The sequence below is a fragment of the Arthrobacter sp. TJ-178 genome (assembly GCF_058269275.1).
Map to the genome: position 1 here is coordinate 66,946 of NZ_JBZCNK010000002.1, position 13,146 is coordinate 80,091.

The 13,146-nt window shown below is 68.1% G+C and carries 14 protein-coding genes; 3 read left to right on the forward strand and 11 right to left on the reverse strand.

Annotated elements, in window-relative coordinates; translation table 11 throughout:
* Nucleotides 1-4: 4 nt before the first annotated feature.
* Both AC4D2Q_RS06665 and dapA read right to left on the reverse strand, forming a co-directional pair.
* Nucleotides 5-1,696: a ribonuclease J gene (locus AC4D2Q_RS06665; RefSeq protein ID WP_490945759.1), complete on the reverse strand. Its 1,692-nt coding sequence runs from the start codon at nucleotides 1,694-1,696 to the stop codon at nucleotides 5-7.
* 5 nt (nucleotides 1,697-1,701) lie between these two features.
* Nucleotides 1,702-2,634, reverse strand: coding sequence for a 4-hydroxy-tetrahydrodipicolinate synthase (gene dapA / locus AC4D2Q_RS06670; protein WP_490945760.1), 933 nt, complete (start codon nucleotides 2,632-2,634; stop codon nucleotides 1,702-1,704).
* A gap of 149 nt (nucleotides 2,635-2,783) precedes the next feature.
* On the opposite strand from dapA, the gene AC4D2Q_RS06675 reads away from it, so the two are divergent.
* On the forward strand, nucleotides 2,784-3,947 hold the full coding sequence (locus AC4D2Q_RS06675) for a heparan-alpha-glucosaminide N-acetyltransferase domain-containing protein (RefSeq protein ID WP_490945761.1): 1,164 nt from the start codon (nucleotides 2,784-2,786) through the stop codon (nucleotides 3,945-3,947).
* Nucleotides 3,948-3,987: 40 nt separating this feature from the next.
* On the opposite strand, the gene AC4D2Q_RS06680 is transcribed toward AC4D2Q_RS06675, so the two are convergent.
* The 9 genes from AC4D2Q_RS06680 to modA form a co-directional block, all read right to left on the reverse strand.
* A complete protein-coding gene (locus AC4D2Q_RS06680) occupies nucleotides 3,988-4,449 on the reverse strand; it encodes a hypothetical protein (RefSeq protein ID WP_490927359.1) in 462 nt (153 codons plus the stop codon).
* A 66-nt stretch (nucleotides 4,450-4,515) separates the two neighbouring features.
* Nucleotides 4,516-5,283, reverse strand: coding sequence for a 4-hydroxy-tetrahydrodipicolinate reductase (dapB, locus tag AC4D2Q_RS06685; protein ID WP_490945762.1), 768 nt, complete (start codon nucleotides 5,281-5,283; stop codon nucleotides 4,516-4,518).
* Nucleotides 5,284-5,299: 16 nt separating this feature from the next.
* Nucleotides 5,300-5,791: a molybdenum cofactor biosynthesis protein MoaE gene (locus tag AC4D2Q_RS06690; RefSeq protein WP_490945763.1), complete on the reverse strand. Its 492-nt coding sequence runs from the start codon at nucleotides 5,789-5,791 to the stop codon at nucleotides 5,300-5,302.
* Entirely contained in the window at nucleotides 5,781-6,302 is a 522-nt protein-coding gene (locus tag AC4D2Q_RS06695; RefSeq protein WP_490945764.1) for a MogA/MoaB family molybdenum cofactor biosynthesis protein, read from the reverse strand. The genes AC4D2Q_RS06690 and AC4D2Q_RS06695 overlap by 11 nt, the downstream gene beginning before the upstream one ends.
* A complete protein-coding gene (gene moaC / locus AC4D2Q_RS06700) occupies nucleotides 6,299-6,787 on the reverse strand; it encodes a cyclic pyranopterin monophosphate synthase MoaC (RefSeq protein ID WP_490945765.1) in 489 nt (162 codons plus the stop codon). Before moaC ends, AC4D2Q_RS06695 begins: the two co-directional genes overlap by 4 nt.
* Nucleotides 6,788-6,864: 77 nt before the next feature.
* Nucleotides 6,865-8,223 carry a molybdopterin molybdotransferase MoeA gene (locus AC4D2Q_RS06705; protein WP_490945766.1) on the reverse strand — a complete coding sequence of 453 codons (1,359 nt, stop codon included), beginning with the start codon at nucleotides 8,221-8,223 and terminating at the stop codon, nucleotides 6,865-6,867.
* 28 nt (nucleotides 8,224-8,251) lie between these two features.
* Nucleotides 8,252-9,844, reverse strand: coding sequence for a molybdopterin-dependent oxidoreductase (locus AC4D2Q_RS06710; protein WP_490945767.1), 1,593 nt, complete (start codon nucleotides 9,842-9,844; stop codon nucleotides 8,252-8,254).
* Between the two features lie 44 nt (nucleotides 9,845-9,888).
* Nucleotides 9,889-10,689 carry a molybdate ABC transporter permease subunit gene (locus tag AC4D2Q_RS06715; protein ID WP_490945768.1) on the reverse strand — a complete coding sequence of 267 codons (801 nt, stop codon included), beginning with the start codon at nucleotides 10,687-10,689 and terminating at the stop codon, nucleotides 9,889-9,891.
* A gap of 91 nt (nucleotides 10,690-10,780) precedes the next feature.
* Entirely contained in the window at nucleotides 10,781-11,557 is a 777-nt protein-coding gene (modA, locus tag AC4D2Q_RS06720; RefSeq protein WP_490945769.1) for a molybdate ABC transporter substrate-binding protein, read from the reverse strand.
* A 38-nt stretch (nucleotides 11,558-11,595) separates the two neighbouring features.
* On the opposite strand from modA, the gene moaA reads away from it, so the two are divergent.
* Together moaA and AC4D2Q_RS06730 are read left to right on the forward strand one after the other, a co-directional pair.
* On the forward strand, nucleotides 11,596-12,798 hold the full coding sequence (gene moaA / locus AC4D2Q_RS06725; protein ID WP_490945770.1) for a GTP 3',8-cyclase MoaA: 1,203 nt from the start codon (nucleotides 11,596-11,598) through the stop codon (nucleotides 12,796-12,798).
* Nucleotides 12,799-13,092: a MoaD/ThiS family protein gene (locus AC4D2Q_RS06730; RefSeq protein WP_490945771.1), complete on the forward strand. Its 294-nt coding sequence runs from the start codon at nucleotides 12,799-12,801 to the stop codon at nucleotides 13,090-13,092.
* The last annotated feature ends 54 nt before the right edge of the window (nucleotides 13,093-13,146 follow it).

Sequence of the window (13,146 nt, forward strand, 5' to 3'; positions counted from 1 at the left end):
CCGCCTAGGCTTCCAGAACCACGGGAACGATCATGGGACGCCGGCGCAGGCGCCGGTTGACCCAGGTGCCCACCACGCGGCGGACCACCTGCTGGAGCTGGTACGTGGTGTGGTCCTTGTTGGACGTCACCGCTTCCTCCAGCGCGGAGCTGATCTTGGGCTTGATCTCGTCAAACACCGCGTCCTCTTCGGCGAAGCCCCGGGCATGGATTTCCGGCCCGGAAACTATGGTGCCGGTGCTGCGGTTGACCACGGTGATGACGGAAATGAACCCTTCCTCGCCGAGGATGACGCGGTCCTTGATGTCCGTGTCGGTGATCTCGCCAACGCTGGAGCCGTCCACGTAGACAAAACCGCAGTCGACGGCGCCCACCACTCTGGCTTTGCCCTCGCGCAGGTCCACCACTGTGCCGTCATCGGCCAGGATCACGTTCTCCGCCGGTACGCCGGTGGCCTCGGCGAGCTTGCCGTTGGCAATCAGGTGCCGGGTCTCGCCGTGCACGGGCATGGCGTTCCTGGGCTTGAGGATGTTGTACGTGTACAGCAATTCGCCGGCCGAAGCGTGGCCGGAGACGTGGATCTTGGCGTTGCCCTTGTGCACCACGTCGGCACCGAGCTTCATCAGGCCGTTGATGACCCGGAAGACGGCGTTCTCATTGCCCGGAATCAGCGACGACGCAAGGATCACCGTGTCACCCCGGCCAACCCGGATCCGGTGGTCGCCGTTGGCCATGCGGGACAGGGCTGCCATCGGCTCGCCCTGGGATCCGGTGGACATCAGCACCAGCCGGTCATCGGGCATGTCATCGACGTTCTTCAAATCCACCAGGATGCCGTCGGGCACGTGGAGGTATCCGAGTTTCTCGGCAATGGCCATGTTGCGGACCATGGACCGGCCCACAAAGCAGACCTTGCGGTTGTGCACGGCCGCGGCGTCCAGCACCTGCTGGACCCGGTGGATGTGCGAGGAGAAGGACGCCACGATGATGCGCTTCTTGACCTTGCCGAACAGGGCCTCCAGCACCGGGCCGATTTCCCGCTCGGCCGTGGTGAAACCGGGGACATCGGCGTTGGTGGAGTCCGCCATGTACAGGTCCACGCCCTCCTGTCCCAGCCGGGCGAAGGCGCGCAGGTCGGTGATCCGGCCGTCCAGCGGGAGCTGGTCCATCTTGAAGTCACCGGTGTGCAGGACAGTGCCGCCCTCGGTGCGGATGAACACGGCCAGGGCATCCGGAATGGAGTGGTTCACGGCCACGAATTCACACTCGAACGGGCCAAACTGCTCCACCTGGCCCTCAGTGACGGTGAAGCTGAACGGCTTGATCCGGTGTTCCTGCAGCTTCGCTTCCACCAGGGCCAGCGTGAGCTGGGAACCGATCAGCGGAATGTCCTGCTTCAGGCGCAGCAGATACGGCACGGCGCCGATGTGGTCCTCGTGGCCGTGAGTCAGGACCACGCCCACCACGTCGTCGAGCCGGTCTTCGATATAGGAGAAATCCGGAAGGATCAGGTCAACGCCGGGCTGGTTCTCTTCCGGAAAAAGGACGCCGCAGTCCACGATCAGCAGCTTGCCGTTGATCTCGAACACGGCCATGTTGCGGCCGATTTCTCCGAGGCCGCCCAGCGGAACAATCCGCAGGGTCCCTTCTTCCAGGGCCGGAGGGGTTCTCAGTGCCGAGTCCGCTGCTTCAGTCATGGTGCTTACGCCTCGTTGGTGGAAAGGGCCCGGGAAAAGTCCCAGCCCGCCTCGGCCAGATCAGTCAGGACAGTTTCCATTTCGACGGCGTCGGGGGCCACCAGCGGCAGCCGTACGGCAGCGTTCGGAATAACTCCCTGCATCCTCAGGATCTGCTTGGCGGACACGGCGCCGGGGATGTGACTCATCACGGCACGCACCACGGGGTCCAGCTCGAAGTGGATCCGGCGTGCGGTGGCCAGGTCACCTGCTGCTGCGGCGTCCACCAGGGCGCGGAACTGTGCGGTGGCAACGTGGGCGGTAACGCTGACAACTCCCACGGCTCCTGCGGCCATCCACGGAAGGGTCAGGCTGTCATCGCCGGCATAGACGTCCAAAGTCGTGTTCGCCAGGACCTGCGTGACCGCGGCAAAATCCGCTTTGGCGTCCTTCAGGGCCAGGACCGTGGGAATGTTGGCCAGGCGCACCATGGTGTCGGTGGAGATCGCGATGCCGGCGCGGCCGGGGATGTCATAGATCATGATCGGCAGCTCGGTGGCGGCGGCCACGGCTTCAAAGTGGGCGACGACGCCGGCCTGGGTGGGCTTGTTGTAATAGGGCGTAACGACCAGCTGCGCGTCGGCGCCTGCCCGGAGCGCGCGCCGGGCCATTTCCACTGAGTGGGAGGTGTGGTTGGTGCCGGTGCCGGCAATGACCTTCGCGCGGCCGCCCACGGTTTCGGCGACGACCCGGAAGAGGTCTTCCTTTTCACTGTCCTCCAGCGTGGAGGTCTCCCCCGTGGTTCCGGAAACCACGAGACCGTCGCAGCCGTCTTCGACAAGCTTGTTGGCGAGGTTGGCCGTGGCGTCGAAGTCCACGGCACCGTCCTCGGTGAACGGTGTCACCATTGCGGTGACGAGGGTTCCAAACGGAAGTGCACGAATATCAGAGTCAGCCATGGGTAAAACGTTACCCGCTGCACACGGCCTTGGGACAACGCGGCACTGTTCCAGCCCGGCGGAGGGCCGGGGATGACGCGCGGTTTCCGTATCTGCCCGCACCGTGGACGCACTGCGGAAGTCCGGCACTGCTGTGAGACGATCGGAGCATGATCGGACGGCGGCTTACGGGCATTGACGCGGCCCGGGGCATAGCGCTTCTGGGCATGATGGCGACCCACATTTTTCCCCTGTACAACGAGCAGACGGGCGTACCGTCCTGGACGGGACTCGTGCTGTCCGGCCGCTCTTCGGCACTGTTCGCGGTGGTGGCCGGGATCGGCCTGGCGCTGCTCACCGGCGGCAGCCAGCCCCGCTCCGGAAGCGCGCTGACTGCAGACCGCCGGGGCATCGCCGTACGGGCCCTCATCATTGCGCTGGCGGGGCTGACGCTGGGCGGGCTGGACACGTCAATCGCCATTATCCTGTTCCACTACGGCATCCTGTTCCTGCTGGCCCTGCCGTTTGTGGGCATGCGCGTGCCGAAGCTGGCCCTCTGGGCGGGCGGCTGGCTGCTGCTTTCCCCCGTGGCCGCGTACCTCATCCGGCCCTGGCTCTATGAACACGTCTCGCCGCCCACGCTGGACACCAACATCACCTGGGATGCGTTCCTGCAGCCGGCCACCCTGGCCGCCGACGTCCTGTTTACCGGCTTTTACCCCGTCGTCCAGTGGCTGAGCTACCTGCTCATCGGCATGCTCATCGGCCGCCTGCGGCTGGGCGAGCTGCCGGTGCAGACGGGACTGGTGGCGGCCGGCATTACCGCTGCGGCGGGGGCAAAGTTCCTGAGCTACTACCTGCTGCTGGACAAGGGCGGCCTGGAGGCCATCCTGGCCACCAACTCCGGACGGATCTGGCCGCTGGAGCAGATGATGGAAGTCAATCTCGCCGGAGTAAAACAGACCGGTTCCTGGTGGTGGCTGGCGGTCAGCGGCCCGCACTCGGGCACCCCGCTGGACCTGCTGCACACGGCCGGCACGGCAGCCGCCGTCGTCGGTGTGTGCCTGCTGCTGACCCGGGCGCGGCCCAACCTGCTGCTGCCGCTGTCCGCAGCGGGAGCCATGACCCTGACCCTCTACAGCGTGCATGTGTGGATCATGAGCGTCACCGACGCCCTGCCCGTGCCGCCGGAGCCGGTGTGGCTTTTCTGGATCTCGGCGGTGGCGGCGGCAGCGATTGGCATCGCCTTTGCCAAGCTCGGCTCGCGCGGGCCGCTGGAAATGGTGACCCACGGAGCGTCCTCGCTGGCCCGCCACGGTTCGCTCACGAAATAGGCACGGTTCCCTCGCGGGTGGGACTGGTTGCGGGGAGGGGCTATTTGAAGAGCCGGCCCGCGCGGCGCATCGCGTCGCGTGCCCGCTTGCGGTCCCCGGCGGCGTCGTAGGCGCAGGAGAGGCGGAACCAGGCGCGCCAGGAATCCGGCTGGGCCTCCACCTCGGCCTGGTATTTGGGGAACTCGGCATCCGCAGCCTCGCGGATGATCCGGCCGCCCGGGGTGCGCGGCAGGTTATCCACCGGCAGCCCGCCCTCGCCGGCCAGGATGTGTGCCATCTTCTCGGTCCGCCCGCCAAACTGCAGTTCCCGGATCAGTGCCCAGGCACCCACGATCGGAAGCACCAGGTAGGCCGCGCCCAGGGCCTTGGCGCTGAACTCATCGGCGCTCAGCAGCGTCCAGCCGCGCTGGAAGGAAATCACCAGGTAGAACACCAGCAGGAGGGTGACCAGCAGGACGCCGATCTTGGCTTTGTTCGTGAAAAGCCCGGTAAAAAAAGACAAGGTGTTCCTTTAGCAATCAGTGAGCCGCGGCATCAGTGCCGCGCAGTCGTTTAGCCGTGCAGTCGTTTAGGAGTTCGGAGCGTTCAGGTTCAGGTAGCCGTCAAGGCCAACGGTGAGGCCGGGGTGGGCCGCCGCTTCCCGCACGCCCAGCAGGACGCCGGGCATGAAGGAGGCCCGGTCAAAGGAGTCGTGGCGGATGGTCAGCTGCTCCCCCGCACCGCCGAACAGCACCTCCTGGTGGGCCACCAGGCCGCGCAGCCGCACGGAATGCACGCGGACACCGTCAATGTCCGCGCCGCGGGCGCAGAAAACTTCCTTGGTGGTGGCATCCGGAGAGGGTCCGACGCCGGCGTCGGCACGGGCCTGCGCGATCATTCCCGCGGTGCGGACGGCGGTGCCGGACGGAGCGTCGATCTTGTCCGGATGGTGCAGTTCAATGACTTCCACCGATTCGAAGTACCGGGCGGCCTGCGCAGCGAAGGCCGAGGCCAGGACGGAGCCGAGGGCAAAGTTGGGGGCGATCAGGACGGCGGTGCCGGGATGCTTCTGCAGCAGCGCCGCGAGCCGCTCCAGCCGGTCCGCGTCCCAGCCGGTGGTGCCTACGACGGCGTGCATGCCGTGTTCGACGGCGAACCGGACGTTGGCTTCCGTGCTGTCCGGAACGGTGAGGTCAATGACGTACTGAGCCCCGGCGGAGACCAGGGTCTCGAGGGAATCCCCGCGGCCCAGGGCGGCTGCCAGGCGAAGATCGGGGGCCGCTTCAACGGCCTTAACGGCTTCGGATCCCATGCGGCCGCCGGCACCGAGGACCGCTACGGCTAGTTGCTCAGTCATACCCCCAGATTACCGGTCACAGCGGAGCGTCCTGAACACCGTCTGACTCGCCGACTCCCACCCACTCCGTGGTTCCGTCCGAGAATCCCTGTTCTTTCCAGATGGGCACCCGTGCCTTAACGGTGTCCACCAGTTCCGAGCAGGCGGCGAAGGCCACGCCGCGGTGCGCCGAGGCGACGGCAGCCACCAGGGCCGCCTCACCGATCTGCAGCGGGCCGGTGCGGTGCCCCACCCAAATCCGCACGCCGTCGTACTTGTCCGCGATGTCCGCCGCCACTGCGGCGAGGACTTCCTCCGCACTCGGATGGGCACTGTAGGACAGGGTGGCCACCCCGCGGCCGCCGTCGTGGTTGCGGACAATTCCGCTGAAGCCCACCACCGCCCCGCACTCGGGGCTCCATGCGGCTGCGTTGGCATGTTCGGCATTCAGCGGCAGGTCTGAAACGGTGGCGTTGATGACCTCTGACATGGCGTTGGCGCCTCCCGGCGCCGGAGTTTCAGTGCTCATTTCGTCCTTCCAGCTGTCCGCAGATATGTCCGATGACCGGTTCCAGCACCGCGAGTCCGTCCGCCACGGCCCCGGGTGAACCGGGCAGGTTCACGATGAACGTCCGTCCCGCGGTGCCGGCATGGCCGCGGCTGATGGCCGCCATGGGCGTCTTGGTGCGCCCGTCCGCGCGCAGCGCCTCCATCACCCCGGGCACCTCCCGGTCCAGCAGCGGCAGGGTCTGTTCCGGCGTGAGGTCGTCGGGGCTCAGCCCGGTGCCGCCGCTGGTCAGGATCACGGCCGGTTCCAGCGCGAGCATCCGGCGCAGCGATTCGCCTACGGCAACGCCGTCGGGCACCACCTCGGCGAGCACGACGTCGAACCCCAGCGCGTACAGCCAGTCCGCGGCCAGCGGACCGCATTCATCCTCGTATGCCCCGCGGGCCGCGCGGGTGGAAGCGATCAGGACGGCGGCGGTGCGGCGCGGCTGCTGGTGCGGCGGCTCGTGCCGGCCGCCCGGATGGGAACTCACAGCGTCCAGTCTCCGCTCTTGCCGCCGGATTTGGCGAGGACCCGGATATCCGTAATAGAGGCGTGCTTGTCCACGGCCTTGATCATGTCGTACAGCGTCAGCGCGGCCACGGACACGGCGGTCAGGGCTTCCATTTCGACGCCGGTGAGCGCCTTGGTCTTCACGGTGGCCCGGATGACGACGTCGGATTCTTCCGTGTCGAAGTCCACCGTCACCTTGGTCAGGGGCAGCGGATGGCACAGCGGAATCAGCGTGGAGGTTTGCTTGGCGCCCATGATCCCGGCGATGCGGGCCACGGCCAGGGCGTCGCCCTTGGGCAGTCCGCCGCCGGAGATCAGCTTGAGGACCTCGGGGGTGGTGCGCAGCCGTGCCGCGGCTGTGGCTTCCCGCGCGGTCTCAGTCTTGGCGGACACGTCCACCATGTGGGCGGTGCCGTCGTCGCGGACATGGGTGAGCCCGAGCTGCTGCTCGTTGCTGCCGGCCATGGATAAATCCCTTCAAAGATGCGGGCGGACCCCGCAGGCAAATAAGTCTTTCGTCAACGCTTCGGAGCCCGGAAGAGTTACCGGTCCAACAGCCATACTGTCACTTCGGTGCCGGCGGGAAAGGACTCCCGGCCGGCGGGCAGGTGCACCAGCGCGTTGGAAGCGGCCAGGGCATGGACCAGGTGCGAGCTCGGGCCGCCCACCAGTTCCACCTCTCCGGTGCCGCCGGGAACGGCCGGCGGCAGATACCGGCCGCGGCGGACCTGATGCTTGCCGGCGGGGCTGCGGGTGTCCTCGCGCAGTGCGGCCGGCAGCTGCAGCCGCGGCCGGGGCAGGCCCGTGACGCTGCTCAGCGCCGGGCGCAGGAACATCTCAAAGGACACCACGCAGCTGACCGGATTGCCGGGAAAGGCAAGGAAGGGAATGCCGGCAACGCGGCCGATCCCCTGCGGGCCGCCGGGCTGCATGGCGACGGATAGGAAGTGCACGTCTTCCGCCTCCAGGCCCTGCTTCACCACTTCGTAGGCGCCTTTGCTGATGCCGCCGGAGGTAATCACCAGATCGGGCTGCCCTTCGGCGAGGTCGGCGTGCAGCCGGTCCCTCAACTCCTGCGGCGAGTCGGCCAGCACCCGGGTGAGCTGCACCTGCGCTCCGGCTTCCTCCAGCAGCGAGCGCAGCAAAGTGGTGTTGGCGTCGTGGATCTGGCCCGGGTGCAGCGGATGTCCCGGCGGCACCACCTCGTCTCCGGTGGTCAGCAGCAGCACCCGGGGGCGGGCCAGCACGGCAACGCGGTCCAGTCCCAGTGCCGCCAGCAGACCCAGCTGCCCGGGTCCCAGGACCGTGCCGGCGGTCAGCGCGGGGTCTCCGGCCCTGATGTCGCTGCCGGCACCGCGCACATACTGCCCGGCGGGCACGCCGGCGGGAAGCCGGACGGCGGGCGGGGAGGGAACTCCTGACTCCGCGGGAGATGTGCCCTCCGGCGCCGGAAACGAATCCGGTATCGCCTGCTCAATGGGGACGACGGCGTCCGCACCGGGCGGGAGCATGGCACCGGTCATGATGGGGGCAGCTGTGCCGCGGGCCAGGGCGGATGGTTCGGAACCGGCGGGGATGGGCGCCGCGACGGCCAGTTCCACCAGGGCGGCAGGTTCCCCTGTCCCGGTGCCGGCCGCAGCCAGGTCTGCCGCGTGCACGGCGTACCCGTCCATTTGGGAATTTGCGAACGGCGGCAGGCTGCCGGGGGCCGCAACATCGGCGGCGAGGATCCGTCCGCGGGCGCTGATCAGGTCCGTGTCCTCGGTGCCCGGGGGCCGCTCGCGGAATCCTGCTGCCAGCAGGTTCCGCACGGCGTCCTGGTGCTCGGCCGCGCTGCGCGGCGAACGCTGTGCCGGGCGGCCGCCGGGCTCATCGGCGGGCGGGGTGTTGGGAGTGGACACCGGATTCCTTTGCTGGCGGGAACAGTTCCTAGCGGACCTTCACCCGAATTGTATGCAGGCCGGTGGCACCGTCGGGAACAACCGGCCGTTCCGTTTCATCCTGCTCGGTGCCGTTGGCGTCGATGGCGCGCACGGTGATGTCATGCTCCCCCGGCTCAAGGTCAAGGCGGGCGGACCACTGGACCCAGGTGTCCGACGAGATCGAAGAGGCCAGGTCCGCGTCCTGCCAGGCGCCGCCGTCGACCCGTACCTGCACTCCCTTGATGCCGGTGTGCTGTGCCCAGGCCATCCCTGCCACGGTGACAGTGCCGGCTTCCGCCGCGGCGCCGCGCGCGGGCGTGTCGATGCGTGAAGAGAGCTTGACGGGGCCGCGTTCAGTCCAGCCGCGCTGTGTCCAGTAGGCCACCTCATCGGCGAAGCGGGTGACCTTGAGCTCGGTGACCCACTTGGTGGCCGAGACGTAGCCGTACAGTCCGGGGACCACCAGACGGACCGGGAAACCGTGCTCCAGGGGAAGCGCTGCCCCGTTCATGCCCACGGCCAGCAGGGCGTCACGGTTGTCCGTCAGGGCTTCCAGCGGCGTGGAGGCCGTCCAGCCGTCCTTACTGGTGGACAGCACCATGTCCGCGCCGGACTGCACACCGGCGGCGGCCAGCAGGTTGCGCACCGGCCAGCCCAGCCATTTGGCGTTGCCGACCAGGCTTCCGCCCACCTCGTTCGAGACGCAGGCGAGGGTGACGTAGCTTTCCTGCAGCGGCTTGGCCAGCAGCTGGGCAAAGTTGATCTCCACCTCACGGTCCACCAGGCCGGTGACCTTGAGGGTCCACTGGTCGGGGTTCACCAGCGGCACGCTCAGGGCGGTGTCAATGCGGTAGAAGTCAGCTGCCGGAGTCAGCACCGGGTCCAGTCCGGCAATTCCCAGTTCCGCCCCGGCGGGGATTGGTGCTGCCGGAGTGACGGCGGCAGGCAGGGCCACGCCGTCGCGCAGGGCCGCCGTAGTGACCTGCCCCGCGCGGGAGCCTCCCGCCAGAGCGCCGGCCACCACGCCGACGGCGGCTCCTCCTCCCACGCCCAGGAGCACCTCCCGCCGCCGGGGGCCGGCCTCCTCGGGGACGGCGTCCCGCCATGCCTCGATGCGGGCCAGCAGGGCCCGCAGCACAACAATCCCGACGATTGCCGCAAGTCCCGGTGGCACCAGCGAAAGTGCACCCATCTGCGGCCGGGTCACTACGGCCGCCAGCCCCGCCGCGCCCAGGAGGCCGATGAGTACGCTGCCGCTGGGCGGGCGGCGCAGCTGCAGGATGCCGGCAACCCCGCCGCAGACGGCAATAAGGGCTGCCATGGACACCAGGAACGCTGTCTTGTCAGCCGTGCCGAACAAACCGATGGCCCACTCCTTCACCGGAGCGGGCATGCCATCAATGACAACCGAGCCCACTGCGGAGACCGGGGAGAGCGACGGGCTCATCAATGCTGCGGACAGCTCCCCGGCCGCCACGCCCAGGCCCGCGGCCACCACTCCGGCGGCAGCGGACCACAGGGACAGGTGCCGGGCGGTGAATTTCCTGACGGGGTTTCCGGTGGGTTTTCTGCTGGGTGTTCTGCTGCCCTGCGGGATCATGCTGCACGCTTTCGTTGGGGGGAGGGGTGCCGGGAGGGGCGGATTCAGCGCGGCAGCAGCAGTGCCACTCCAAAGCGGGCCACCGCCAAGAGCACCAGATACAGGGAGATCAGGATGAGGCAAATGCCCAGCGCAATTTCGGGCTGGTTGGAATTGAGACTCAGCTCAATCTGCAGCGGGAGGGTCCGGGTGCGGCCCTCGATGCTGCCGGCAAACGTGATGGTGGCGCCGTACTCCCCCAGCGACCGGGCAAAGGCCAGCAGTGCGCCCACGATGATGCCCGGCAAAGCCAGCGGAACCGTGATGTACCGCAGGATCGCCGTGGGTCCGGCCCCGGACGTGGCGGCTGCCATTTCCAGGTCATGGTCCACGGCCCGCAGGCTGCTCAGGGACGCCACCACAAAGAACGGCAGCGAGACAAAGACCTGGACAATCAGCACGGCGGCCGGTGAATACCCGACGCCGAGGCCTGCGGATTCCAGCACCCGCCCGGCCAGGCCCTGCCGTCCCCAGAAGTACAGCAGGGCAATTCCGGACACCACCGGCGAGAGCACGAGCGGTATCAGCAGGATGCCGCGCAGCAGCTGCATCCACGGACCTGCCAGCTTGCTGAACAGCACGGCCAGCGGCAGGCCCAGCACCACGCAGATCAGCGTTGAGCCCACGGACGTGGCCAGGGACAGCCCCAGAGCGGTGCGCGCTTCGGAGGCTGTCAGCAGCGAACCCAGGGACGTCCAGGGAATATTCAGCAGCAGTGCGGCCACGGGTCCGGCACAAAACAGCAGAGCCAGGGACGCCGGCACCCACAGCCAGGCCGGAGTGGTGGCGCGCGCGCCGCGGTTCACAGCGGAACCCCGTTCCGCCGTCTTGCGCCTGTTCCGGCCGGCACCGCTGCCGGCACCGCTGCCCGCGTCACCGTTCGGGTCACGGTCCCGGTCACTGTCCGGGAGGCCGGAAGCCCGCCTCGCGGAAGATCCGGGCGGCGTCCTCCCCTGTAAGCCACTCGTAGAATCGGACAGCTGCCTCATGGTCTGCTCCCTCCGCGGTCAGTGCCGCGGGGTACTGGTTGGGGTCTGGATCGCTCACTTCAAGATACGTCACCCCTTGATTCGCAGCCGAGAGCGCATCGGTTTGGTACACCAGCCCGGCATCGGCCTGTCCCGTGGCCACTTTGGTCAAGACCGACCGGACGCTGTCCTCCCGGCTTTCCCCGGACAATGCCACGCCGGCGGAGTCCAGCACGCGCCCGGCAGCACGGCCGCACGGGACCGAAGCAGCACACACCGCAGCCCGCACTCCGGGCGAGGCCAGGTCAGCCAGCGACGCTACCCGGCCGGGGTTGCCCGGTGCCAGCGCGAGCACTGTCGTATTACCGGCCACCACCTGCTCGGCAGAAATCAGACCCCCGTCGCGGGCTGCGTCCAGGGACTCCATATCCGCGGTGATGACGACGTCGGCCGGAGCGCCGGACAAAAGCTGTCCCGAGAGCTGCGCGCTGGAGCCCAGGTTGATGCGCAGCCGGCCGCCGCCGTCGTAGGCTTCATTCAGGGCTCCGATCACATCCGTGAGCGAGGCAGCTGCGAAGACTGTTATGTCGGGCTCCGGCGAGTCCTCGGACCCGCTGCCGGGCCCGGGCGCCGAACAGCCGGCGGCCACCGCCAGCAGGGCGGCGGAGAGAGCCAGGGCTCTGCTGCTTCGACAGATAAAACGCATTGATAGAGCCTAACCGCGAAAGGGCGTAACCTCGACCCATGGGTATCCAGCTGGGAATGCCGTCCATTGGTGCGCCGCTGAACGCGGCGGGCTCCGGCGTGTCCGCTTTCGCCGGCTGCGGCGTTTCCACCACAGCCGATGCGGGAGCAGCACCTGCCGACTCCGCCGGGGCGGTGGTTTCGGGCTCCGCCGCTGCGGCCGGGATCCGTGCCGCTGACGGGCTGCTGGACCGCTATGGCCGGCGGGCCACGGACATGCGCCTGTCCCTTACCGATAAATGCAACCTGCGCTGCACCTACTGCATGCCCGCCGAAGGGCTGGACTGGCTGGCAAAGGACAAGGTGCTGTCCGGGGCCGAGATCATCCGGCTGGTACGGATCGGCGTCGAGATGCTGGGGGTGCGGGAGCTGCGGCTAACCGGCGGCGAGCCGCTGGTGCGTGCCGATCTGGTGGACATCATCGCCGGCATCCGGAGCAACCACCCGGAGCTTCCCATCTCCCTGACCACCAACGGCCTGGGGCTGGACAAGAAAGCCCAGGCGCTCAAAGACGCGGGCCTGACGCGCATCAACGTGTCACTGGACACTCTGCATCCGGACACCTTTGCACAGCTGACCCGCCGTCCGTTCCTGACCCGGGTACTGGCCGGCGTGGAGGAAGCGGCACGGGTGGGGCTGGGGCTGATCAAGATCAACGCCGTCCTCATGCGGGGCATTAACGACGTTGACTCCCCCGAGCTGCTCGAATGGGCCGTCAGCCACGGTTTTGAGCTGCGCTTCATTGAGCAGATGCCGCTGGACGCAGACCACGGCTGGACCCGCGACGGAATGATCACGGCCGCGGAAATCCGCGGTCGGATGGAGCGGGACTTTATCCTCACTCCGGATCCGCGGCAGCGCGACGGCGCCCCGGCCGAACGCTGGGAAGTCCGGCGCCGCAGTGCCCCTGACGTCCTCGCGGGCACCGTGGGCATCATTGCCTCGGTAACCGAGCCGTTCTGCGCGGACTGCCGCCGGACCCGGATTACCGCCGAGGGCAGGGTGCGCAGCTGCCTGTTCTCGCACGAGGAAACGGATCTGCTGGAGCTGCTCCGGTCTCCCGAGGCCGGAGACGCCGCAGTTGCGGAACGCTGGCAGGACGCCATGTGGGGCAAACCCAAGGCACACGGAATGGACCATACAGGCCTGGGCGACGCTGACTATGTGCAGCCGGACCGGACCATGAGCGCGATAGGCGGCTAAGTGCTGATTCGATACTTTGGGGCAGCCAAGGCGGCCTCCGGCACGGAAGAGGAAACCCTCCCGCAGGCGGGGCCGGGCGGAGCCGGAGACTCAGTCACCGGCGGGATGACGCTGGACGGGCTGCTGGAATTCCTGTCCGCCCGCCACATCAGCGCCCCGGAGGGCACTCCCCCGCTCAAAAGCGTGATTTCCCGCAGCACCTTCCTGGTCAACGGGTATGCCGCACGGGACCGCTCCCTGGTGCTTTCCGACGGGGACACCGTGGACATCCTGCCGCCGTTCGCCGGCGGGTAACCGCAGGACAGCCGGCAGCCTCCCCTACCCCCCCCGAGATGACAGAAAGTGCGC

What these genes read in the sequence shown, in the direction of transcription:
- AC4D2Q_RS06665 (WP_490945759.1), bottom strand. Translation starts at nt 1,696, where the DNA reads ATGACTGAAGCAGCGGACTCGGCACTGAGAACCCCTCCGGCCCTGGAA.
- dapB (WP_490945762.1), bottom strand. Translation starts at nt 5,283, where the DNA reads ATGACTGAGCAACTAGCCGTAGCGGTCCTCGGTGCCGGCGGCCGCATG.
- AC4D2Q_RS06675 (WP_490945761.1), top strand. Translation starts at nt 2,784, where the DNA reads ATGATCGGACGGCGGCTTACGGGCATTGACGCGGCCCGGGGCATAGCG.
- AC4D2Q_RS06690 (WP_490945763.1), bottom strand. Translation starts at nt 5,791, where the DNA reads ATGAGCACTGAAACTCCGGCGCCGGGAGGCGCCAACGCCATGTCAGAG.
- AC4D2Q_RS06710 (WP_490945767.1), bottom strand. Translation starts at nt 9,844, where the DNA reads ATGATCCCGCAGGGCAGCAGAACACCCAGCAGAAAACCCACCGGAAAC.
- modA (WP_490945769.1), bottom strand. Translation starts at nt 11,557, where the DNA reads ATGCGTTTTATCTGTCGAAGCAGCAGAGCCCTGGCTCTCTCCGCCGCC.
- dapA (WP_490945760.1), bottom strand. Translation starts at nt 2,634, where the DNA reads ATGGCTGACTCTGATATTCGTGCACTTCCGTTTGGAACCCTCGTCACC.
- moaA (WP_490945770.1), top strand. Translation starts at nt 11,596, where the DNA reads ATGGGTATCCAGCTGGGAATGCCGTCCATTGGTGCGCCGCTGAACGCG.
- moaC (WP_490945765.1), bottom strand. Translation starts at nt 6,787, where the DNA reads ATGGCCGGCAGCAACGAGCAGCAGCTCGGGCTCACCCATGTCCGCGAC.